This window comes from Gilliamella mensalis (assembly GCF_900103085.1).
GTDB classification, from domain to species: Bacteria; Pseudomonadota; Gammaproteobacteria; order Enterobacterales; family Orbaceae; genus Gilliamella; species Gilliamella mensalis.
In genome coordinates this window covers 1-22702 of sequence record NZ_FMWR01000015.1, presented here as the reverse complement: position 1 = coordinate 22702, position 22702 = coordinate 1, and the positions used below count along the sequence as shown (strand labels likewise).

The following is a 22702-nucleotide window of genomic DNA, read 5'->3' as shown; positions in this document are numbered from 1 at the left end:
TTACATGCTAGATTTTGTTTGTCTGTGTCGCTTTTAGTGCCGACCGTTACTTCTAGCGATAAATGTTATAATCAATCAAATTACATTAAGTTGGCAATTGCTTGATAGCTGTCTATTTTCGTCTGATAATCGACATGTTCACCAATCCATTTTCTAAGCTTTGTATGACGAGTGATGATCAATTCCGTGAGCTGCTTTTGATAGCTAATTATGTTTTTGATATACATTTTAATGGTATCATGATGTTGGAAGGGCATATTTTCAATTGCACAACCATTATTGAGCATAATACCTTTTGATAGTTGAAGATATTGCGCTTGCCAACTCAATAACAGATCCCAGTTTTCGTCCCTTGCGTTAATCAACATTTGCTCAACAACATAATTAAATTGTTCGTATTGTTCTAATAAGTTATTTTTTTGCATCATCAGCCTTTTATTATTTTGCAATTTCACGCCAAGATTCGGCAATATTGTTTAATAAATCGAAACAAGTTTGCAGTTTTTCTTGATCATTATGTAAATTAGCTAAAACTAACTGCTGGCTAATATATTGATATAGGCGATCTAAATTTTCGGCAATTTCACCGCCTTTTTCTAAATCTAAACAACTTTTAAGCCCATTATCAACAATATTAATCGCTTTAGAAATCGCGTTACCTTTACCTACAATATTGCCCTTTTGAATATACAAGCGAGCCAATTTAATTGCGTTAAGTGCACCATCAAATAATAAGACAATCAATTGATGAGGAGACGCTTGACTAATACGTGTTTCTAAATTTACTTGCTCATAGGCTTGAGAACCTAATTTGTACATTACTTTCCTCTATTTTTTTAAGTTTGCCATCATATCAAATTGGGTCGTTAAATAATTACTCATGCTATCTAACTGATTAATTAAAATATCTAATTTAGTAAATTGAACTCGGTAGCGCTCAATGGTTTGTTCAATAGAATTACTCACTTGTTCATGGCGTTTATCTAATGATTTTAATGTGGTATTCAACCCATTAGTTGCCGAATCAATCATGCCATCACTGTCAATAAATCCACTGACTTTGGCAAAAACCTCATTGGCGATCCCAGTGTTTTTGCCATCACCTGTAAATAGTGTTGCCACAGCATCACTATTTTCATTCAGTGCTTTTTTTAATTCATTTTCTTTAAGCGTTAACTGGCCATTTTTATCCATGTTAATGCCTATTTGTGCTAAAACAGAGAACTCCCCTGATTGTCCTTTGGCAAAGATTGAACGGATACTTTGATCAATATTGCGTAATGTTGCATCGCCAACAAGAGGCCCATTACTACTATTTAATTCCTTTGAATTTTTCTCTTCTGCGGTGAACTTAGTTAACGTTGATATTGTTGACTGTAATTGATTAAATGCTTCAACCCATTCTTTAATGGCTTCTTCTGTTTTTTCGTTATCAGCTGTTATAGTCAGGTTTTGGCTGGTTGTCGTGGTTGCTTTTAATGTTATATCAACACCATCTATTACATCTTTAACGGTATTTGAAGCACTGGTTATTGCAATACCATTAAATGAAAGCTTAGCATCTTGCGCTTTTGCAACTTCAGTCATAGGACTATTGCTCGTCTGATTAATATCAAACCCAATAATATTATTTAACTTATCATCATCGGATGAAATAGAGGTAATGGCTTGTTGTTCCCCCGTTTCTTTCGAGGTAATCACTAATTGATAGCCATCTGCCCCCGAACGAACAATTGCCGCATTGATTGTCGAAGGGCTTGTTGTGCCATCGTCATTTATCATTTGAGCGTTGTTAATGGCGTTTGCTATTGACTCTAATGATGTCTCATCTTTAGATAAAGTCACATTCAGTTTATGGCCATTGGCTTGTTCAATGGTCATAGTTCTCGTTTGATTGTCATTACCCAATTGAGCACTTTTATCATTGATTGCCGATGTTGCAACACTATGCGATGTTGCTAATTGATCAACCGTCACCGCATAATCGCCTAAAACCGCTTTACTATTTGCTTTTACCGTAAAATAATTATCATTACCTGTTGCAGTTCGACTTTGAAATAATTCTTTTTTTTGGAGTTTTGCCGTGGCCGTATTAAATGTTGTTAATGCACTTTTTAATTTACCAAAACCACTAATTTTGGCATTAATCGCTTTTTGTTGAGTGGTAATTGGTGTTAGGCGTGTCTTTTCAGCCGCTTCTAATTGATTTAAAATTTCACCAAGATCGATCCCCGAACCTATTCCTAATGCGCTCATTGCCATGATTTAATCTGCCTATCACAATTATTCAATATTTTTTATATCGGCTAATTTTTTCAAAAATTTAGTCATTAACTAAATTTTTATTTAATGTATCAAGAAGCGTTTGGTCTTATGAATAAAAAGTCATCATTAAAAAATTATTTTAAAAATAAGTTAATAATATGATTTATTTATTAATATTGATTATATTCTGGATTAAATTTGCTGTTTAAAAAAAGAGAATCATTAAAAAAATTAAAGATCCCAATTTTATTACCGATAAGTTATTCATCAGCAAAGGTATTGAATTAAATTTCGATATATCGTTGATTTTACTATTTATATTAACGGAGATAAAAATGGCACAAGTAATTAATACTAATACTATGTCTTTAATGGCAAAAAATAACCTTAACAATTCTCAAAGCGTTCTTAGCACATCTATTGAGCGTCTTTCATCTGGTATGCGTATTAATAGCGCAAAAGACGATGCAGCAGGTCAAGCAATTGCTAACCGTTTTTCATCAAACATCAAAGGTTTAACGCAAGCTGCTCGTAATGCAAATGATGGTATTTCACTTGCACAAACAACAGAAGGTGCGTTAAATGAAATCAACAATAACGTACAACGTATTCGTGAATTAACTGTTCAAGCAGCCAATGGTACTAACTCTGAAAGTGATTTAGTGTCAATTCAAAACGAAATCGATCAACGTTTAGATGAAATCGACCGTGTTTCTAAACAAACTGATTTCAATGGTTCTAAAGTATTATCAGAAGATAAAACACTTAAAATTCAAGTAGGTGCAAACGACGGTGAAACCATTGAAATCAATTTGAAAAAAATTGATAGTACTGAGCTTGGTTTAAATGCCTTTAATGTTTCTGATGCACCAACAGAAGATCCATTAAAAACAATTGATGCAGCATTATCAAAAATTGATGCATTACGTGGACAACTTGGTGCGGTGCAAAACCGTTTCGAATCAACTGTAACTAACATTAACAATACTGTAAATAACTTAAGTTCTGCACGTAGCCGTATTGAAGATGCTGATTATGCAACAGAAGTATCAAACATGACGCGTGGTCAAATTTTACAACAAGCAGGTACTTCAGTATTAGCACAAGCTAACCAAGTACCACAATCTGTACTTTCTTTATTGCAATAATTCGGATTATCATTTCGAGTTATTTCTCATAGTCATAACGGCATTTAATCATGCTGTTATGACTAATCACTATAATTAGCTATTTTTAAGCCCTTTATTCTGCCCATTAAATTCATCAACTATCGTCATAATACTGTTAAGCATTTTTTTTACATTGGTTCAATAATGGATGATAGTTTATATAACTCACAAGGTGTAATAAACCAAATCGATTGGAAACAATATATTCATCTGGTTCGTAATGAAGCTTTAAAGTTAGCGGTTCGTTTACCGGCAACGGTTGAACTTGATGATTTATTACAAGTTGGCTATATCGGTTTATTAGACACAATAAAACGTTATGACATCTCTCAAGGCAATACCTTTGCCACTTTTGCTATACCAAGAATTAAAGGCGCAATGCTTGATGAACTACGCAGCCGTGATTGGTTACCAAGGCAGACTCGTAAAAAAATAAAAGATGTTACAACGGCAATGAATGAGTTAGAACAAAAGCTAGGTATAGCACCTAACGATTATCAAATTGCTCAATATTTAAAATTATCTATTCATGAATATCGTAAAATTTTATTAGATTCAAATAGTAGCCAAATATGTTCATATGATGAAATCTACAAAAAATTGGGAGATAACATTGATGCCATTATTGAATATCAAGAAGATAATGATCCCTTTTCAGCAATAATCGATGAGGAAATCCGTAATACAATTATTCAACAAATTGAAAACTTGCCAGATAAAGAAAAACTTGTTTTATCACTTTATTACCAAGAAGATCTCAATTTAAAAGAGATTGGTAACGTCATGAATATTAGCGAATCGAGAGTTAGCCAATTACATAGCCAAGCAATAAAAAGAATACAAAGTAAAGTTTCTTTTTAGAAAAAAGAAAAAAAGAAGTTAAATAAAATGTAATTAATCGAAAATAAATTGAAATGATTTTTTTATTGACCTTTTGCGTTTAAAAATGTAACTTTACGCACAGAAAAAAATATTTAATTTTAATTTTACTGATTATTCGTTTTTTTATGCGAATAAAATGAATATAGATTGGTGGCTAAATTGGGAAATATACTAGATGACGATATTCTTAAATGTATACATCATTTAAATCTGTCAACACTGCTGTTAAGCCAGCGAATGCTTGAAAAAGATAAAGTGATGGCAATGTATCGACTGGGTATTGATGAAGAAACAGCTGATATACTCAGTTGTTTAAGTACCTCACAAATGTTGGTTTTATCAGAAACTAATCAATTAACATTTCAGCTACGATTCGAAAATGCAGAAATGATGAAAAAACTAACAGAAGAGTCGCGCGTTGGTGATATTAAACAGATGCATACAGGCATTCTTTTATCAAGTTTGCTATTAGATTCAATCAATAAATAGCTAAGGAATCAAGATGTCAGGTACAAGTATTATTCAAAAATATCAGGAAACCCAACTGGCTATTAAATTAATTTCCCTAGGTGGAAGAATTCAAATGCTAGAAAGTGAAACTAATTTAAGCAGGAATAAGCTTATAAAACTTTATAAAGAGATTCAAGGTTGCCCGCCGCCTAAAGGTTTATTGCCGTTTTCAACCTCGTGGTTTATGACATGGGAACCGAATATTCATGCCAGTATTTTTTATAATGCTTACTCTTTTTTAGTTAAAAATGGTTTGAAGTCTTGCATTCAAACTATTTTAAAGGCCTATCAACTTTATTTAGAACAATGCCAAATTTCACATAAAGATGAACCTGTTTTGGGATTAACTAGAGCTTGGATTTTAGTAAAATTTGTCGAAAAAAATATCATGCAACAATCGTATTGTACAGCATGCGGAGGACTTTTTATTACGCACGCTTATCACCCGCAAAACACGTTTACTTGCAGTTTATGTCAACCACCGTCAAGAGCTGATAAGAATAATAAAACACTAAAAGAAAATAACGAAAAATGCCTGGAAGTGTTATCAACGTTGGGCAATTTAAATTCATCCGTTGCCACACGGATAACTGCGTAGATAAAATTTATAAATATTCCAGAAAGTTTACTGTTATTTTATGGAGAAAAAAGAAAGTCAATGCTAATAATTATAGGGTATATTGTCGTTATTGCCTCAGCGCTACTTGGTTATGTATTAAGTGGGGGCTATTTAGCTGTATTATTTCAACCGCTTGAATTGTTGATTATTGGTGGTGCTGCAATTGGTGCTTTTATTGTCAGTAATGAACAAAAAACAATAAAAGCAACACTTAAGTCTTTGGGGCAATTATTTAAAACATCTAAATATAATAAAAACCTATATCTAACACTGATTAATTTAATGTATAGCATTTTGACGAAAATACGCCAAAATGGAGGGCTATCGATTGAATCTGATATTGATAATCCACATGAAAGTGACCTGTTTAAACAATACCCACTTATTTTAAATAACCCTAGAATCTGCGATTTTATCACTGATTACTTACGACTGATGATTAGTGGCAATATGGATGTATTTGAAATCGAAACACTAATGAGTGAAGAAATTGAAACGTTTGTCCATGAACTTGAAAAACCTGTTGATGCCATTTCAAGTATTGGTGATGGTTTACCTGCATTTGGGATTGTTGCAGCTGTAATGGGTGTGATTAATACACTTGCACAAGCTGATAGGCCGGCAAGTGAACTCGGCGAACTCATTGCGCATGCTATGGTCGGAACTTTTTTAGGGATCTTACTTGCTTATGGTTTTGTATCACCATTAGCATCGTTATTGAAGCAAAGAAATGCCGATGTGGTCAAAATGTTAGAGTGTACAAAAGTGATTCTGATCGCCAGTATGCATGATTATGCCCCACAAATTTGTATTGAATTTGGTAGAAAAACGCTCTTCTCGCATGAAAGACCGTCATTTTTTGAATTAGAAAAATACATACAAGAAGTTAAAGACAAAAATACTAATCCAAATAAAAATAACGAATAATGAAAGATAAATCTGTAAGAGTAATTGTCAAAAAAAAATCGGGACATGGTGGTGGGCATCATGGTGGTTCGTGGAAAATCGCTTACGCCGACTTTATGACTGCAATGATGGCACTATTTTTAGTGATGTGGTTAATTTCTACCTCGACACCTCAAGAGTTAAAAGGCATTGCTGAATACTTTAGAACCCCTTTAGTACTTGGTTACAATGGTGGCAAAAACATTAGTGATAGTGAAAGTCCTATTCCTGGTGGCGGTGATGATGTGAGTAAACAATTCGGCGAAGAAAAAAACCATGTCTTAAATTCATCACAGAATGAAGTTGAAAAACAGCAACTTGAAAAAATAGAGCTGATTGAAGCAGCACGTAAGATCTATGAGATTTTCGAAATTGATGAACGCCTTAAAAAATTAGCGCCCAATCTTATTATTGAATTAACTGAAATGGGATTACGTATTCAAATTTTAGCTTCAGATGATAAGCCTATGTTTAATGTCGGTAGCGCAACTATTGACCCAAATATGCAAGAAATTTTGCATGCATTAGCACCAATTATCAATGCGTTACCCAATAAAATTACTTTATCAGGTCATACTGATGAACGGCAATATACAACAGGTGAGCGAGGTTATAGCAACTGGGAGTTATCTGCAGATAGAGCTAATTCATCAAGAAGAGAGCTTATTGCTGGTGGATTAGATACTGGCAAGATTATTCGCATTATTGCGTTGGCTGACACTGTTAGTCTAAATAATGCTAATTACAGTAAAGATGCAAATCGCCGTATTAGTATCTTAATTTTGAATAAAACAGCACAACAGTATATTGAAGAAGAAAATAACATGACCGGCATCAATTTTTTAAGACAATCACAACAAATCAAATCAGAATAAAAATCAAATAACCTAACTTCTGAAGAGCCGTTATATCATTTTTAAATACTCAAATTTAAAAATTTTCCAAATTGTCGCAAAAATTACTAAAGTTTTCAAAAATGAAGCCGATATAAAAATAACTTACTTTTTTAATTGATGTTATTAACTAAAACTATATTGAGGGGTTTTTATGGCAAATTCATTAATGAATACGGGTATTAGTGGATTAAATGCAGCACAAAATATGCTTAATGTAATTAGCAATAATATCAGTAATGCACATACCACAGGTTACAATCGCCAACAGCAAATTTTACGTCAAGCCAATGGCACTCAACATAGTTTTGGTTTTGTGGGTAATGGCGTTTGTGTGTCATCGGTGAATCGTGCTTTTAACCATTTTGTCGTTGGTCAACTACGTCAATCACAATCACAAAATGGTTCTATTAAATCTTATTATGGTGAGTTATCAAAAGTCGATAATTTATTGGCAGAGAATGATAATAGTATTTCATCACAGCTTAACAATCTTTTTGCGAGTTTAAATAAACTTGCATCCAATGCTGGTGATGCATCAACGAAACAAACCGTGATTAGTGATCTCACCTCGTTAACCAGTCAGTTTAATAAAACAGAAACAAATTTGAAAAATCAAATTGCTAATATTAATACTGAATTAAGCAATAATGTTGATAAGGTAAATACCTATACCCAACAAATTGCAGAACTGAACCAAAAAATTTCACAACTACAGTCGGCCGGTGGTGGACTTGCGCCTAATGCATTACTTGACCAACGTGATCAATTGGTTAATGAGTTAAGCGAAATTATTGGCATTACTGTTACTGAACAAAATGGGCAATATAATCTTTCGCTCACTAATGGTTTAAATTTAGTTCAAGGTTCTTCAGTAAACGTATTATCAGTACAACCTTCGGCAGATGATCCTTCATTAAATTCGATTATTTATACTCATCATTCAGGTGCAAATCAAGAATTGACCAGTCAGAACATTACATCTGGCACATTAAATGGATTATTAACCTTTCGTGAAGGGCCGTTAACCGAGGCTCGCAATCAATTAGGATTAATTGCGCTAAATTTAGCTGAACGTTTTAATCAAGTGCATATGTCTGGTGTTGATATTAATGGTAATCAGGGTGAAAAGTTATTTGATTATAATCATCCTAGTTGCGTTACTAACACGAAAAATCAAGGTAATGCCACAGCTAAGATCGAGTTTAACGCTGTGACAGAAGTGAAAGCTTCGGATTATAAAATTGAATTTGATGGTAATAATTGGGTTGTCACACGATTATCAGATCATCAGCAAATCACTCCGCAAATCGAAGAGGGTAAATTGGTTTTTGATGGGCTGGCTATTGAGATAAACGGTAATGCCGTTAGTGGGGACTCGTTTATCATCAAACCTGTTGCTGATATTGCCTCGTCATTACAATTGCAAGTAAAAGATGTGAATAAATTAGCAACCGGTATTAATGATGAAGAACATGGTGCAGGTGATAATCGTAACGTAGCTAAATTGTTAGCAATCCAGCATGAAAAACTTGTGAATGGCACAACAACGTTAAAAAGTGCTTACACTCGTTTAGTTAGCTACATTGGTAGTGAAACTCAAACGGCGAAAATTTCTGCTCAATCAAGCAAAAATATTACCCAACAAATTTATGAACAAAATCAATCAATATCCGGTGTGAATATTGAAGAAGAATATATCTCTATGCAGGTCTATATGCAGTATTACCAAGCGAATGCAAAAGTGATTGATGCGGCCACAACACTATTTGATACCATTTTAGGTTTAACTAAATGATAAAAGGATAAAAAATGCGCCTTAGCACAAACTCACTCTATCAAAAAAACTTGCAAAGTATTTTAAATACCAACAGTAAATGGCAAAAATCGGGGTTACATTTAGCGACTGGCAAAAAGATTTTATCGCCTTCTGATGATCCTATGGGCGCATCACAATCATTAATAATAAAACAAGCACAAGCGCAAAATGAGCAATTTCAAGCGACACGCGAAAGTGCTGATAAATTACTCAGTCGCCAAGATACGATCTTAGCAGAAGCCAATACAGTTATCCAAACCATTCAAGAAACATTAGTCTATGCATCAAATGAGACCTTAAATGAGGAAAATCGACTTGATCTTGCTAATAAATTACAAGGCTTAAAAGATCAACTTTTGTCATTAGCCAACGCAAAAGACACTAACGGTAACTATCTTTTTGCTGGTAATAAGAATGACACGCCCCCTTTTGTTATGAACGAATCTGGTGAAATAAGTTATGTGGGTGGAACAACATCGGTAAATGTTTTGATCGATGACTCGCGCGAAGTATCGCTCAGTTTTACCGGCATCGAAGTATTTATGAGCGGTTCAAATGTTAAAGAATCTGATGGTTCACCGACAGAAAGTAATCTATTTGCAAGTATTGATTATGCGATTGAAGCATTAAAAATAGATCTAGATTATGGTAACGAAGAAACTGTTGAGCAATTTAGAGCTGGATTATCAAAAGCTCGCCATGGCATAGACAATTCTTTTAATAATATTTCAACACTTAGAGCAGAAGGTGGCTCAGTCCTATCTGAAGTTGATAGGTTATTAGCGCTTGGTAAAACATTAGATATTGAATATCAAACGCAAATCAGCCAGCTTGAAGATGTTGATTGGTATGATGCTATTTCAGAATATGTGATGCTACAAGCTAATTTGCAAGCTGCACAATACACCTTTATGACGATGCAAAATATGTCCCTGTTTCAAATGAAATAGATCATCATTGTTATTATTTATCCAACCAGAGGGAGGCTTATCGTCTCTCAGATTGTTGACAAAGAATGCGCATATTAGCGCGTTCTTTAATCTAACAAGTGTGAAATGTAATATTCTTTACTTAATTTATCATTTTTGTTATTTGATACCTAAAAATCGTATCAGAAATGAATCAAATCACAAAAATCAGCAAACCCAAATGATGATTTTTAGTGCTTGTTAAACAATGAGATAATGTTCAACAAGTCTATAAGGTGATGGTTATAGCTGTGACTTAAAGTAGTTTAAAAAAGAGCGTATTTAGATAAGTATTGTTATAAAAAATGCGCCAATTTTTAGAATGATTAACTGAAAATTTTTGCTAAAAATATTATTCTTTTCACCAAAAGGCAACAACGGCTAACAAACCTATCGACTAAATAAAAATTATCCTTAGATACAATTAGTCTTGCTCTGCAAGAGTTGCTTGTACAATTCTTAATGCATCGAAGGTTTCTTTAACATCGTGTACGCGGATAATTTGGGCCCCTTTCATTGCCGCAATTACAGCACATGATACGCTACCTAGCATACGTTCTTGCGGTGGCACATTTAACACTTGCCCAATCATGGATTTTCGAGACATGCCTACTAATAATGGTAAGTTGAAATGATGAAACTTGTCGAGTGTTGCTAATAGGCGATAATTGTGTGTCAGTGTTTTGCCAAATCCAAAACCGGGATCAAGTATAATTTTTTCACGGGTAATACCAGCATTAATACAACGATCAATCTGTTTGGCAAAAAAGAGGTCGACTTCTTGATAAATATCTTGCGTATAGTGTGGCGCATTTTGCATGGTTTTAGGGTCGCCTTGCATATGCATAATGCAAACTGGCAACCCTGTTTGGGCAGCAGCTTCAAGCGCACCGGGTTCGGTTAAGGCGCGAACATCATTAATTAGGTGTGCGCCCACTTTGGCCGTTTCACTCATGACTTGTGGCTTTGAGGTATCAACCGAAATCCAAACATCAAAATAACGAGCAATTTTTTCAACTAATGGCACCACGCGGTTAAGTTCTTCGTCAACCGAAACTTCGGCTGCGCCAGGGCGCGTTGATTCTCCACCGACATCAATAAATGTTGCACCAGCTTGAATCATACTGTCAACACGTCGCATAGCATCATCAAGGTTGTTATAGTTCCCACCGTCAGAAAACGAATCAGGTGTCATATTAACAATGCCCATGACTTGTGGAAATGAGAGATCCATCACTTGATTTTGAAAATGTATTTCCATGATTAAAAACCTTATTTGATTAAAATTAATGATGCAGTCGTTTAAATACTCTTTAAAGTTATTAAGCACAATTAAACTGAAATTTTCAATATAATTTTGATGTTACTCTTGCAAATTTATTGATAAGCTATTTTTATTTTACCGATAAAAAACGCGCCGTAGCGCGTTATGTTTTATTAAAGCAAATTAACTTTCTGATTGTGGCGATGTGTTACTACCATCATTCGCTGCTTTTTCATCGCTTTCTGTCCAACCATCTGGTGGTGTAACAGGTTGACGATTCATCAGTTCATCAATTTGTTGTTTATTGATTGTTTCATATTTTAATAGTGCATCTTTCATGGCATGAAGAATATCAATATTTTCAGTTAAGATAGTTTTTGCACGTTGATAGTTACGTTGAATAATAGCGTCAACTTCTTCATCAATAATTTGAGCAGTACTATCTGAGATTTTTTTCAATGGTCCATAAGATGACTCTTCGTATTCAAATAATACAGGTGGTAAACGTTCTGAGAATCCCCATTGAGTTACCATTGCTCGAGCAACATTAGATGCATATTGAATATCACTTGATGCACCCGACGTAATTTTATCTTCACCAAAGATTAATCCTTCAGCAATACGACCCGCATAAGCGGTAGAAATTTTTGATTCTAATTGAGTTCGGCTTTGGCTAATTTGGTCACCTTCAGGTAAAAAGAATGCTACACCTAATGCTCGACCACGTGGAATGATAGTCACTTTATGAAGTGGATCGTGTTCTGGCACAAGATAACCAACAATCGCATGTCCAGCTTCGTGATAAGCAGTATTCGTTAATTGTTCTTTCGTCATAGATAATGAACGGCGTTGAGTTCCCATATTGATTTTGTCTTTGGCTTCCTCAAATTCTTCCATGGTAACGACTCGTTTATTACGACGTGCAGCAAATAGCGCAGCTTCGTTAACTAAATTAGCAAGTTCTGCACCAGAGTAATTTGGTGTGCCACGAGCTAATACCGATAAATTGACATCAGAACCCAATGGAACTTTGCGTACATGAACAGCAAGAATTTGTTCACGACCTTTCATGTCTGGTAAGCCAATTTGCACCTGACGGTCAAAACGACCAGGACGGAGTAATGCCGAGTCTAAAATATCAACACGGTTAGTAGCTGCAATGATAATTATGCCACTATTAGCTTCAAAACCATCCATTTCAACGAGCATTTGGTTAAGTGTTTGTTCGCGCTCATCATGACCGCCCATTGAGCCAGCGCCACGCTTACGACCTACGGCATCAATTTCATCAATAAAGATAATACAAGGTGCGTGTTTACGGGCTTGTTCAAATAGATCGCGCACACGTGAGGCACCCACACCTACAAACATTTCAACAAAGTCAGAACCTGAAATGCTAAAGAAAGGTACATTGGCTTCACCCGCAATAGCTCTTGCTAGTAAAGTTTTACCAGTTCCTGGGGGACCTACCATTAAAATCCCTTTTGGTATGCGCCCACCTAATTTTTGATATTTCCCTGGGTCGCGCAAAAAGTCGACAACTTCTGTGACTTCTTGTTTTGCTTCTTCGCTGCCAGCCACATCGGTAAATTTTGTTTTGACTTGGTCTGGCGTTAGCATTTTCGCTTTACTTTTACCAACTGACATGGGACCACCTTTACCACCACCTTGCATTTGGCGCATCATAAATAGCCAAAAACCAATGAGTAGAATGATAGGAAACCAAGAGATGAGAATACTACCTATTAGGCTTGGTTTGTCATCAGGACTACCATAGACAGCCACTTTATTAGCTAATAAATCATCCATTAATTTTTCATCAAGATAAGGGATATAAGTAACATAATTGCCATTATTTTTGGTTGTGGCAACAATTTCGCGCCCTTTAATATGCACTTCTTGGATTTTGCCATTGGTGATATCGGAATTAAATTGGGTATAATTGATTTGAGGCCCACTATTAGATATTGAGCTGAATTGGTTAAATACAGCAATCAATACTACAGCGATAACTCCCCAGATCAGTAAATTCTTTACCATGTCGTTCAAAAGAAAAACCTCTCATAAAAATTAACAGTTACGACCAAATTTAACAAAATATGGTACTACAAAATTATACAACTGGCTACTTCATACCCATTGCAACAATATAAACTTCTCGAGACCTTGCGCGCGATGCTTCAGGCTTGCGAATTTTGACTATCTTGAACATAGAACGTACCTGTTTTAGGTACTCTTCAAATCCTTCACCTTGAAATACTTTAACAATAAAATTGCCATTAGGCGCAAGCACGTCTTTACACATATCTAATGCGAGTTCAACTAAATACATTGCTCTAGGTATGTCAACAGCCGGTTGTCCACTCATATTGGGCGCCATATCTGACATGACAACTTGGACTTTGTCTTCGCCAACTCGTTCAAGTAAAGCTTTTAAAACAGCTTCATCGCGAAAATCGCCTTGAAGAAAGTCAACCCCAACAATGGGATCCATTGGCAATAGATCACAGGCAATAATACGCCCTTTGTTGCCAATAAGCGATGCGACATATTGTGACCACCCGCCAGGGGCAGCACCTAAATCAACAACGGTAATACCAGGTTTAAATAATTTGTCACTTTTTTGAATTTCTTCAAGTTTGAACCATGCTCTAGATCGTAGTCCTTTTTTTTGTGCTTGTTGCACAAAGCGATCATTAAAATGTTCATTGAGCCAACGTGTTGAACTTGCTGAGCGTTTTTTATTACTCACAGCGAATAAATCCTTAATGTAAAGAGGTCACTTCATTGATTACAAATATATATAAGGGTAGAATAACAAAATTACAACTTAATGTGATAAAAATTTAATGAATTTATCGAATAAACAAAAACAGTATTTAAAAAGTGAAGCTCATCATTTAAAACCTATTGTGATGATTGGTGCTAATGGATTTACCGAAGGCGTACTTGCCGAAATTGACAATGCCTTAAATTTCCATGAGTTAATTAAAATTAAAGTTTCTGCTGAAGATCGTGAAACTAAGAAGCTTATTTGCGATGCAATTATTCGCGAAACAAAAGCGTTGCCTGTACAATTGGTTGGATCTAATTTTACGATTTTTAGACCAAGTGAGGATAAGAAAATCGCGTTACCTAAATAAAAAAACAAACAGGGCTAGTTGCCCTGTTTGTTTATCTGCTTTTGTGAATGATGAACTTAAGATTAAATGTATTCAACTTTAATAATATCAAATTCTACATCACCACCCGGCGTTTTAATTTGTACTGTATCACCATCTTCTTTGCCAATTAAGCCTCTGGCGATAGGCGAGTTGACAGAAATAAGATTTTGCCTGTAGTCGGCTTCATCATCACCCACGATGCGATAGGTCGTTTCTTCGTCTGTTTCAATATTTATGACGGTGACTGTTGTACCAAAGATAATACGCCCAGTATTTTTTACTTTGGTAATATCTATAATTTGTGCTTGTGATAATTTGCCTTCAATTTCTTGAATACGACCTTCACAAAAACCTTGCTGTTCTCTTGCTGCATGGTATTCAGCATTTTCTTTTAAATCACCGTGTGCTCTTGCTTCGGCTATGGCTGCAGTGATTTGTGGTCTTTTGACATTTTTTAGCTCTTCAAGCTCAGCACGTAATAATTCAGCTCCCTTAACTGTCATTGGGATTTGTTTCATATAAGTATCTCCCGTTTTTACTTATAGCAAATAAAAAATCACTATCCCTTATCTTAATCAAAAGAAGGGGAAAGTAAATTGTTCGGTTAGTTATTTAAAATATTATGGTGAATATTTATATCTTAACTGTAAAACTAGCTTAACAACAAATCATTTATGCTGAAAATGAGATGTTATTTTGATGAAAATCGGTTATCGTAATGTAATTATTAACAGTTTATTATAGCAATTAAATTTATTTATGCGACGATTACGATTTTACATAATCATCCTTCTATCCATTATTTGGTTTTCTTTATTGTTGTCTTATTTTGTCGTACAAACTTCTTTTGGAGCCAAGATAGTCAGTCAGCAATTATCCAATTTAAGTTCGTATACTATTTCAATAGGTAGGGTTCATCACTCTTTTTCAAATTTTTACGAATTAGTGTTTGATGATGTCATTGTCACTGATAATAGGCAAGAGATTATTAATGTTCCTAAACTAGTTGTAGGTTTCGATAAAAGTAATCTTTGGCAATTGACTCATTTTAATTATGTGACTGTCATTAACGGTAATATTAATAATACTAAATTTAATCATTATGACTTTTCAACCAATACGCTAAAATTTGTTAATTCAACGGCTAATATTCTGGTTAATAATGGGAAGGACAAACTTTTATTGAAACAGATTAATGGTGGTATTAAACCCTTTGATTCATTAGATATGGATAAATACCAGTTTGATTTTACTGTACAAGAGGTTTTAGTAAATGAAATTCCGATAAAATCTTTGCTCATTCAAGGATTCCATCGCGATGGAATTACAACGATGACTAATTTAGGCGGAAATATTAATAATGGTTTTTTTGTTAGTAAATTAAAAATACTGGCTGATAATAGTTTAAATATTGATCAACTAAAGCTGCATAATATAAATTTGCAATCAGCTGAACATGATTTTCTTGATAAATATTCTCATGTCCTACCCAAGTTGATGATCAAACAATTATTAATATTTGAAAGTAGTATTCAGTTACCTAACTTTTTAATTGAAAAAGGCAATATTGAGGCGACTAATCTTCGTTATGATGACCAGTGGCATTTTGATCAAAGTTCTTTTATTTTTACTGCTGATCATGTTGTTTTGCATGATCAATTATTTACGTCGGTATTAGTCCAATTATCATCCAATGACCAAGAAGTGACAATTCAAAAAGCACTAGCAAAATGGAATAAAGGTAGTATCAATTTTGTTGGAAAATGGAAAGATAATACCTTACATCTAGATCAATTAACCTTAGCGGATATTATTTATGAAATGCCTGAAAAAATAGAATTAGCGGCGTTACCTAATATTTTTAGGAATATCCAAGTTGATAAGTTGGCTATTTTGCAAAGTTTAATAATTGGAAAGCACAGTGATTTCCCTTTTAATCTATATAACTTTCAAGTTTCAGGTACAAATGTGACCTTAGCGAAAGATCAACAATTAGGCATTTTTTCAGGAACGACCTTTTTTAAATCTGAAAAAGGATCGGTTAATCGAATTGATATTCGTTATCCCGATCTAGTTGTAAAATTTGATGTTCAAAACCATGCTTTGTTGACTTTTAGCTCTTTAGTGAGTGGCGGAATGATTGAATCAAAAGCAAATATCGATCTATCGCAGAATGAACCATTATCTTTACAGTTTAATGCTTATGGTATCACAAGCGCATTGCTAGAAAACTGGAAACTGGTAAAACAACCACCAAAAGCTTTAAATTATTCCGCTAAATTACACGGTAAGTTACTACCATTTAGTTTTTCCGGTACATTATCTACAAACGAGAATGATTATATCATCAATCATGATCATTGATTTTTACAAAAGCATCCTTATATAACTTGTTAAGATGTTTAAGGTATTATGTGCATTTGAGTATAAATTAACTCAATAATTAAGTGTAATATGAGGGTGTAATGGTTCTTGTCAGATTAGATAAATGGCTTTGGGCTGCAAGATTTTATAAGACTCGATCATTAGCTCGAGAAATGGTTGAGGGTGGTAAAGTGCATTACAATGGTCAACGTACTAAACCAAGTAAAATTGTTGAAGTAGGTGCAATCTTAACACTTCGCCAAGGTTCTGATCAAAAAACAATTCAAATTTTAGCTATTTGTGAACAACGAAGAACTGCTATCGAAGCCCAACAACTTTATCAAGAAACACCCGATAGTATTGCTAAACGAGAAGCAATAGCACAAGCACGTAAGCTTAACGCATTGACAATGCCGCATCCTGATAGAAGACCGGATAAAAAGGAGCGGCGTAATTTGATTAAATTTAAATATGATAGGCAACAAGGTGACAACAATTAAGATGGATACGCTAAATCGGTTTTTATTTGATAATCATCCCATTCGTGGTGAAATTACTCGTCTTGAACAAACATATCAAGCGATTTTAGATAATCACGCATACCCAATAGCGGTACAAAAATTACTTGGTGAATTGTTGGTTGTAACGAGTTTATTAACCGCAACGTTAAAATTTGAAGGGGATATTGCTGTTCAATTGCAAGGTGATGGCGCATTAACTTTGGCGGTTGTTAATGGCAATGATCAACAGCAACTGCGTGGTGTTGCCCGAGTTAATGGTGAAATTGCTGATGACGCAACGCTTAAACAGATGGTAGGTAATGGTTATATAGTTATTACTATCACGCCTAAAAATGGTGAACGTTATCAAGGTATCGTTGGACTAGAAAAAGAGACGCTTATTGGTTGTATCGAAAACTATTTTATGCAATCAGAGCAACTTCCTACACGCCTATTTGTAAAAACGGGAGTACATAATCATAAACCAACGGCAGCCGGTATTTTATTGCAAGTTTTGCCAGCTAATGATAATACCGCAGAGTCATTTGAACATCTTAGTACATTAACCGAGACGATAACTAGTGAGGAACTCTTTCAACTCTCTACTGATGAAATTTTATATCGACTATATAATCAAGAAGAAGTGCGTCTTTTTGAAACACATGACATTACTTTTAAATGTAGCTGTTCACGCCAACGTTGTGAAGATAGCTTAATGACATTACCAGCTAATGATATTGATGAAATCCTAAAGGAAGAGGGGGGTAAGATTGATATTCATTGCGATTATTGTGGAAAGCATTATCTATTTGATGCAATTGATATTGCTGAAATGAGAAGCAAGCATAACCTACATTATCATTGATTTTCATCGACAAGTATCGCTAAAGTTATTCATAACTTTAGCGATAAAGTGAAAAATAGGGAATTAATCCTGTATTCAAAGTTCTAGATTAATGAAGAATTTTTTACTTACTGCCCACATAGATATCTTCAACAAAAGCATATTGATTGATGATTTTCCATTTAATATTAAAATGATAAAGTGTTATTCCATAGGTTTGTTCACTGCTATTTTTTTGTTTGTAGGCTGGTCTTGGATCTTGAGATATCACTTGCGTAATTAGCTCAGCAAGCTGGGGATAGTGTTGTTTTTGTAAATCCAATATTAATTGTGTTTTTTGTGAAAATTCAACGGTTAGTTTTTTATCGGGAATTGCTTGCGCGTATCCCGCAAGAGCCTCTGGATGGCTGTCACAATAGGGTAGATAGGGTTTGATATCAACAATGGGGGTGCCATCAACTAAGTCAAGGCTACCTAATTTTAAAACTACCTGTTTATTTTCAACGACGATATCTTTTAATTCAACAGCTGAAAGTCCAATATGATTAGGTCTAAATGGCGATCTTGTGGCAAATACGCCCATTGTCTTATTACCACCTAAACGAGGAGGGCGAACTGTTAATCCCCATTTTTCAGGAGCAATATGGTGAAATAGGAATAATAGCCATAAATGTGAAAACTGTTCTAAACCTTTAACACTGATAGGATCATTATAAGGAGCTGATAAATAAAGTTCACCTTGCCCAGCACTAACTAAATTGGGTTGTCTTGGAACGGCAAATTTCTCACTATAAGGTGAGCGGATAATGCCAATGGGGTCAATTTGATATGTCATAATCGATTTTTGATTGAGTTTACACTATTGTTTGTTGTTGACTATATGAAAATAGCAACGAACGAACACCGTCGACCTAAGTCGAAGGTATTAAGGTGAGTCAATAATTATAACTTTGCTATTACCAACCGCGAATTGCACCGCCATTAAAAATTTGGTTAGCTTTTTGTGCAACAGCTTCTGTTTGGTATGCTTTAACAAAGTTTTTCACGTTTTCGTTATCTTTATCTGCTTCACGCGAAACGATTATGTTGACATAGGGTGATTCTTTATCTTCAACAAAAATCCCATCTTGGCTTGGTGTTAAGTTTGCTTGCCCTGCAAAGGCGTTATTGATGATTGCTAGATCAACTTGCGCATCATCTAATGAGCGAGGTAACATTGGCGCTTCAAGTTCTAAGATCTTATAGTTATAAGGATTGCTTGTAATATCAAGTACAGTTGGCAGTAAACCTTTAGATTTATCAACTGTAATCATTCCTTCATGTTGTAATAAAAGTAATGCTCGACCTAAATTGGTTGGATCATTCGGAATAGCAATGGTTGAATTAGCCGCAATAAAGAAAGTATCACCGCGAGGTGACGTTACTTTTACGCCTTCACCTGTTTCCATTGAGTCATCAATTGGTTTTAATTTATGAGAATAGCTTGCAATAGGATAAACAAATGAATTACCTACTACAGCTAATTTATAGTCACGTTCTTTGATTTGTTCATCTAAATAAGGCTTATGCTGGAAAGCGTTTACCTCAATTAAACCATCATTTAATGCTTGGTTTGGTGTCACGTAATCGTTAAAAATAACGAGTTCAACATCTAAATTATAAAGGTCTTTCGCTTGTTGTTTCACAACTTCAGCAACTTCTTGTTCAGGACCAGAAATCACGCCTACTTTAAGAGTGCTTACTTTAGCTGGTTCGACTAATTTGTTATCTGTTGCAGATGGTTGTTTATTATTATCACAGCCAGTTAAAAAAAATGCACTTACCAATGTGGTAATAAGTGCTAGCTTTTTAATAGACATATATTTCTCCAAAATTAATGATGTGTAACGCGTTTAACAATCCTATTGCCAATAAATTGAATAATAAAGACAATAATAATTAGTATAACTAAAACAGTGTTCATTATAGCAGGCTTATAGCCGTTGTAACCATATTGAATAGCAAGTTGACCAAGGCCTCCAGCACCAACGGCTCCAGCCATTGCAATGTATCCTGTCAGAGTAATTAAGGTAATTGTCATACTATTGACAATCACAGGCAATGATTCAGGTAATAAAACCTTATATATAATTTGCAGGGGTGTTGCGCCCATTGAGCGAGCCGCTTCAATTAATCCCTTGGGCACATCTAATAAGGCATTTTCAATCATACGTGCAATTAATGGTGATACGCCAATACTTAATGGTACCACGGCAGCTTGTTTACCAATAAAAGTACCCATTAAAATAGTAGTGAAAGGAATAATCCATACAATTAATATGATAAAAGGGATTGAACGAAATACATTAGTAATAAATGAGATAATGCTATTTGCGGCATAACAATCTAATATTTGTCCTTTACGAGTTGTGTAGAGTAATATACCAATGGGTAGCCCAATTACCGTTCCCCAAAAACCCGATAAGATGACCATAAATAACGTTTCATCTGTTGCTTGCGCCATTTTGAACAGCATTGCTTCATTAAAACCATTAAACGATGAACAAAAAGCAACAAAGTCAGCCCAAAAATTGTATTGAGTTAAGTATCGAAATAATGATTCAAAAGGTTTAAATGAAGGAATAAAATCAAACATAGCCGAGCACCTCTACTTTAGTATTATTTTTTTCTAAAAATTGAATTGCACAAGCCATACTTTTTTGTTTCCCTTTCATCTCAGCAAGCATTAAGCCAAATTTAACTCCACCAGCATAATCCATTTGTGCACTGATAATATTACTATCAATTTCGAACTCTTTAGCAATTTGCGACAGTAATGGTAAATCAACAGAGACTCCAGTAAATTCTAACCGTACCAAAGGATTGAGTCCCTCTTTATGATTAGGTTTCAGTCGTGTTACATAATCATCAGGGATTGTCAGATGTAGCGTTGATTGAATAAATTGTCTTGCAATATCTGTTTTCGCATGAGAAAACATTTCGCCTACTGATGACTGTTCAACTAATTTTCCATCACTGACGACAGCAACTTGGTCACAAATCTGTTTTACTACATCCATTTCATGCGTAATTAATAAAATGGTTAGTCCTAATTTTTGGTTGATATCTTTTAATAATGCCAAAATGGAACGAGTTGTTTCAGGATCAAGGGCACTGGTCGCCTCATCACACAATAGCACTTTGGGATCACTTGCTAAAGCTCGGGCAATAGCAACACGTTGTTTTTGACCACCAGATAAATTAACTGGATAAACATTTGCCTTTTCGGTTAATCCTACTAGTTCGATAAGCTCATTGACTTTCTTGTTAATAGTTGCTTTAGGTGTTTTATTCAGCTCAAGAGGAAAAGCGATATTATCAAATACGGTGCGTGAAGAAAGCAGATTGAAGTGTTGAAAAATCATACTGATTTTTCGACGTATTTCAATTAATTTTCTATTTGATAGGTTTGTAATATCTTGATTATCAAAAAGTATTTTTCCACTAGTTGGTTTTTCAAGTAGATTAATACAACGAATTAGCGTACTTTTTCCAGCACCTGACTTGCCAATAACACCATAAATTTTTCCTTGTGGAACATGGATGTTAATGTCTTTTAAAGCATAAATGGGAGTTTTATTATGCTCAAATGTTTTCGAAATATGTTGTAGTTGTATCATAATATATAGAGAAAAAGATGAATAAATGAATATTAAGACGTCTAGACATCTAAGTCAATCAATAATATTCTATTTAAGATCAGAGTAATATCTAAATAAAAGGAAAAAGAGTAAACATGAAGCCAGCTATTTTTTTAGATCGGGATGGTACTATTAATATAGATTATAATTATGTACATACAATTGATAAATTCCATTTTATTGATGGTGTCATTGATGCAATGCATGAACTCAAAAAAATGGGTTTTTTATTAGTTATCACAACCAACCAATCAGGTATTGCCAGAAATATATTTACAGAAGAACAATTTCATACATTAACTGAATGGATGGATTGGTCATTACAAGATAGAGGCGTTGATTTAGATGGCATATATTATTGTCCCCATGATCCGTTAGTTAATACTTGTGAATGTCGTAAGCCAAACCCAGGTATGATTCAGACCGCAGCAAAGGAGTTGAATATAGATATTGCTAATTCTTATATGGTTGGTGATCGAGTTTCTGACTTATTATCAGGTAGACAAGCTGGCGTTAAAAGAACAGTTCTAGTAAAAACGGGTGATATGATAACTGAAGAAGCCTTAGCTCAAGCAGATTGGCTAATTGATAGTCTTGCGGATTTACCTCGAAAAATAAAATTAGCATCTTAATTATGGCTCGGTTAGGTAAGCAGAAATACTGTTAATATATCAAAATAATGTAGTAATTTTAGCCTAAATGTATCGATTTAGTATTTTTTTAGTACATCTTGGGTAAAAAAGACGCAAATGGAAATAAATTACGTCATAAGCACTTGCATGATTTTTTTAAATGCCTATAATGCGCATCCACTGA

At 34.5% G+C, this 22702-nt stretch carries 24 protein-coding genes; 13 read left to right on the top strand and 11 right to left on the bottom strand.

Annotated features, from left to right (window positions below; translation table 11 throughout):
- Positions 1–80: 80 nt before the first annotated feature.
- Genes fliT through fliD form a run of 3 tightly spaced genes read right to left on the bottom strand, consistent with a single transcriptional unit; the run spans position 81 to position 2262 of the window.
- Entirely contained in the window at positions 81–425 is a 345-nt protein-coding gene (gene fliT / locus BQ5209_RS08780; protein WP_143421889.1) for a flagellar protein FliT, read from the bottom strand.
- 13 nt (positions 426–438) lie between these two features.
- Complete coding sequence (gene fliS, locus BQ5209_RS08775) at positions 439–819, bottom strand: flagellar export chaperone FliS (RefSeq protein ID WP_085248172.1); 381 nt, start codon at positions 817–819, stop codon at positions 439–441.
- A 9-nt stretch (positions 820–828) separates the two neighbouring features.
- Positions 829–2262 carry a flagellar filament capping protein FliD gene (gene fliD, locus BQ5209_RS08770; RefSeq protein ID WP_085248170.1) on the bottom strand — a complete coding sequence of 478 codons (1434 nt, stop codon included), beginning with the start codon at positions 2260–2262 and terminating at the stop codon, positions 829–831.
- A 338-nt stretch (positions 2263–2600) separates the two neighbouring features.
- Here fliD and BQ5209_RS08765 point away from each other — a divergent pair, with 338 nt between their 5' ends.
- The 8 genes from BQ5209_RS08765 (at position 2601) to flgL (ending at position 10052) form a co-directional block, all read left to right on the top strand.
- Positions 2601–3413 (top strand): flagellin N-terminal helical domain-containing protein, encoded by an 813-nt coding sequence (locus tag BQ5209_RS08765; protein WP_085248168.1) that lies wholly within the window; start codon positions 2601–2603, stop codon positions 3411–3413.
- 165 nt (positions 3414–3578) lie between these two features.
- Complete coding sequence (locus tag BQ5209_RS08760) at positions 3579–4295, top strand: RNA polymerase sigma factor FliA (protein ID WP_085248166.1); 717 nt, start codon at positions 3579–3581, stop codon at positions 4293–4295.
- Between the two features lie 189 nt (positions 4296–4484).
- The gene (gene flhD / locus BQ5209_RS08755; RefSeq protein WP_143421893.1) at positions 4485–4805 is read left to right on the top strand and encodes a flagellar transcriptional regulator FlhD; all 321 of its coding nucleotides are present in this window, start codon (positions 4485–4487) and stop codon (positions 4803–4805) included.
- Between the two features lie 13 nt (positions 4806–4818).
- Positions 4819–5424: a flagellar transcriptional regulator FlhC gene (flhC, locus tag BQ5209_RS08750; RefSeq protein WP_085248162.1), complete on the top strand. Its 606-nt coding sequence runs from the start codon at positions 4819–4821 to the stop codon at positions 5422–5424.
- Positions 5425–5484: 60 nt separating this feature from the next.
- Complete coding sequence (gene motA, locus BQ5209_RS08745; protein ID WP_085248160.1) at positions 5485–6372, top strand: flagellar motor stator protein MotA; 888 nt, start codon at positions 5485–5487, stop codon at positions 6370–6372.
- Complete coding sequence (gene motB, locus BQ5209_RS08740) at positions 6372–7265, top strand: flagellar motor protein MotB (protein ID WP_085248159.1); 894 nt, start codon at positions 6372–6374, stop codon at positions 7263–7265. The genes motA and motB overlap by 1 nt, the downstream gene beginning before the upstream one ends.
- Before the next feature lie 172 nt (positions 7266–7437).
- Positions 7438–9081 carry a flagellar hook-associated protein FlgK gene (flgK, locus tag BQ5209_RS08735; RefSeq protein WP_085248158.1) on the top strand — a complete coding sequence of 548 codons (1644 nt, stop codon included), beginning with the start codon at positions 7438–7440 and terminating at the stop codon, positions 9079–9081.
- A 14-nt stretch (positions 9082–9095) separates the two neighbouring features.
- Positions 9096–10052, top strand: coding sequence for a flagellar hook-associated protein FlgL (gene flgL / locus BQ5209_RS08730; protein ID WP_085248157.1), 957 nt, complete (start codon positions 9096–9098; stop codon positions 10050–10052).
- Positions 10053–10494: 442 nt separating this feature from the next.
- Here the strand turns inward: flgL and folP are convergent, their stop codons facing one another.
- From folP to rlmE, 3 genes are all read right to left on the bottom strand, one after another.
- On the bottom strand, positions 10495–11331 hold the full coding sequence (gene folP / locus BQ5209_RS08725) for a dihydropteroate synthase (RefSeq protein ID WP_085248156.1): 837 nt from the start codon (positions 11329–11331) through the stop codon (positions 10495–10497).
- Between the two features lie 186 nt (positions 11332–11517).
- A complete protein-coding gene (ftsH, locus tag BQ5209_RS08720) occupies positions 11518–13383 on the bottom strand; it encodes an ATP-dependent zinc metalloprotease FtsH (protein WP_085248155.1) in 1866 nt (621 codons plus the stop codon).
- 76 nt (positions 13384–13459) lie between these two features.
- Positions 13460–14086, bottom strand: coding sequence for a 23S rRNA (uridine(2552)-2'-O)-methyltransferase RlmE (rlmE, locus tag BQ5209_RS08715; protein ID WP_085248154.1), 627 nt, complete (start codon positions 14084–14086; stop codon positions 13460–13462).
- Between the two features lie 97 nt (positions 14087–14183).
- On the opposite strand from rlmE, the gene yhbY reads away from it, so the two are divergent.
- Positions 14184–14477: a ribosome assembly RNA-binding protein YhbY gene (gene yhbY, locus BQ5209_RS08710; protein WP_085248153.1), complete on the top strand. Its 294-nt coding sequence runs from the start codon at positions 14184–14186 to the stop codon at positions 14475–14477.
- A gap of 62 nt (positions 14478–14539) precedes the next feature.
- On the opposite strand, the gene greA is transcribed toward yhbY, so the two are convergent.
- On the bottom strand, positions 14540–15016 hold the full coding sequence (gene greA / locus BQ5209_RS08705) for a transcription elongation factor GreA (RefSeq protein WP_085248152.1): 477 nt from the start codon (positions 15014–15016) through the stop codon (positions 14540–14542).
- A gap of 301 nt (positions 15017–15317) precedes the next feature.
- Here greA and BQ5209_RS08700 point away from each other — a divergent pair, with 301 nt between their 5' ends.
- The 3 genes from BQ5209_RS08700 (at position 15318) to hslO (ending at position 18227) form a co-directional block, all read left to right on the top strand.
- Complete coding sequence (locus tag BQ5209_RS08700) at positions 15318–16862, top strand: hypothetical protein (RefSeq protein ID WP_143421888.1); 1545 nt, start codon at positions 15318–15320, stop codon at positions 16860–16862.
- Between the two features lie 101 nt (positions 16863–16963).
- Complete coding sequence (gene hslR, locus BQ5209_RS08695; protein ID WP_085248150.1) at positions 16964–17362, top strand: ribosome-associated heat shock protein Hsp15; 399 nt, start codon at positions 16964–16966, stop codon at positions 17360–17362.
- A 1-nt stretch (position 17363) separates the two neighbouring features.
- A complete protein-coding gene (gene hslO / locus BQ5209_RS08690) occupies positions 17364–18227 on the top strand; it encodes an Hsp33 family molecular chaperone HslO (RefSeq protein ID WP_085248149.1) in 864 nt (287 codons plus the stop codon).
- Positions 18228–18330: 103 nt separating this feature from the next.
- Here the strand turns inward: hslO and tsaA are convergent, their stop codons facing one another.
- The 4 genes from tsaA to metN all read right to left on the bottom strand — a co-directional run bounded on the left by tsaA (position 18331) and on the right by metN (position 21865).
- Entirely contained in the window at positions 18331–19044 is a 714-nt protein-coding gene (gene tsaA / locus BQ5209_RS08685) for a tRNA (N6-threonylcarbamoyladenosine(37)-N6)-methyltransferase TrmO (RefSeq protein WP_085248148.1), read from the bottom strand.
- Between the two features lie 118 nt (positions 19045–19162).
- Positions 19163–20065, bottom strand: a complete 903-nt coding sequence (locus BQ5209_RS08680; protein WP_085248147.1) for a MetQ/NlpA family lipoprotein — start codon at positions 20063–20065, stop codon at positions 19163–19165.
- A gap of 14 nt (positions 20066–20079) precedes the next feature.
- Entirely contained in the window at positions 20080–20721 is a 642-nt protein-coding gene (locus tag BQ5209_RS08675) for a methionine ABC transporter permease (RefSeq protein WP_085248210.1), read from the bottom strand.
- A 112-nt stretch (positions 20722–20833) separates the two neighbouring features.
- Complete coding sequence (gene metN, locus BQ5209_RS08670; protein ID WP_085248146.1) at positions 20834–21865, bottom strand: methionine ABC transporter ATP-binding protein MetN; 1032 nt, start codon at positions 21863–21865, stop codon at positions 20834–20836.
- 116 nt (positions 21866–21981) lie between these two features.
- Here metN and gmhB point away from each other — a divergent pair, with 116 nt between their 5' ends.
- A complete protein-coding gene (gmhB, locus tag BQ5209_RS08665; RefSeq protein WP_085248145.1) occupies positions 21982–22518 on the top strand; it encodes a D-glycero-beta-D-manno-heptose 1,7-bisphosphate 7-phosphatase in 537 nt (178 codons plus the stop codon).
- Positions 22519–22702 lie beyond the last annotated feature (184 nt).

What these genes read in the sequence shown, in the direction of transcription:
- BQ5209_RS08680 (WP_085248147.1), bottom strand. Translation starts at nt 20,065, where the DNA reads ATGTCTATTAAAAAGCTAGCACTTATTACCACATTGGTAAGTGCATTT.
- BQ5209_RS08675 (WP_085248210.1), bottom strand. Translation starts at nt 20,721, where the DNA reads ATGCTGTTCAAAATGGCGCAAGCAACAGATGAAACGTTATTTATGGTC.
- greA (WP_085248152.1), bottom strand. Translation starts at nt 15,016, where the DNA reads ATGAAACAAATCCCAATGACAGTTAAGGGAGCTGAATTATTACGTGCT.
- flhC (WP_085248162.1), top strand. Translation starts at nt 4,819, where the DNA reads ATGTCAGGTACAAGTATTATTCAAAAATATCAGGAAACCCAACTGGCT.
- fliD (WP_085248170.1), bottom strand. Translation starts at nt 2,262, where the DNA reads ATGGCAATGAGCGCATTAGGAATAGGTTCGGGGATCGATCTTGGTGAA.
- yhbY (WP_085248153.1), top strand. Translation starts at nt 14,184, where the DNA reads ATGAATTTATCGAATAAACAAAAACAGTATTTAAAAAGTGAAGCTCAT.
- hslR (WP_085248150.1), top strand. Translation starts at nt 16,964, where the DNA reads ATGGTTCTTGTCAGATTAGATAAATGGCTTTGGGCTGCAAGATTTTAT.
- fliS (WP_085248172.1), bottom strand. Translation starts at nt 819, where the DNA reads ATGTACAAATTAGGTTCTCAAGCCTATGAGCAAGTAAATTTAGAAACA.
- gmhB (WP_085248145.1), top strand. Translation starts at nt 21,982, where the DNA reads ATGAAGCCAGCTATTTTTTTAGATCGGGATGGTACTATTAATATAGAT.
- fliT (WP_143421889.1), bottom strand. Translation starts at nt 425, where the DNA reads ATGCAAAAAAATAACTTATTAGAACAATACGAACAATTTAATTATGTT.
- flgL (WP_085248157.1), top strand. Translation starts at nt 9,096, where the DNA reads ATGCGCCTTAGCACAAACTCACTCTATCAAAAAAACTTGCAAAGTATT.
- motB (WP_085248159.1), top strand. Translation starts at nt 6,372, where the DNA reads ATGAAAGATAAATCTGTAAGAGTAATTGTCAAAAAAAAATCGGGACAT.
- motA (WP_085248160.1), top strand. Translation starts at nt 5,485, where the DNA reads ATGCTAATAATTATAGGGTATATTGTCGTTATTGCCTCAGCGCTACTT.
- flgK (WP_085248158.1), top strand. Translation starts at nt 7,438, where the DNA reads ATGGCAAATTCATTAATGAATACGGGTATTAGTGGATTAAATGCAGCA.
- hslO (WP_085248149.1), top strand. Translation starts at nt 17,364, where the DNA reads ATGGATACGCTAAATCGGTTTTTATTTGATAATCATCCCATTCGTGGT.
- folP (WP_085248156.1), bottom strand. Translation starts at nt 11,331, where the DNA reads ATGGAAATACATTTTCAAAATCAAGTGATGGATCTCTCATTTCCACAA.
- BQ5209_RS08760 (WP_085248166.1), top strand. Translation starts at nt 3,579, where the DNA reads ATGGATGATAGTTTATATAACTCACAAGGTGTAATAAACCAAATCGAT.
- metN (WP_085248146.1), bottom strand. Translation starts at nt 21,865, where the DNA reads ATGATACAACTACAACATATTTCGAAAACATTTGAGCATAATAAAACT.
- BQ5209_RS08765 (WP_085248168.1), top strand. Translation starts at nt 2,601, where the DNA reads ATGGCACAAGTAATTAATACTAATACTATGTCTTTAATGGCAAAAAAT.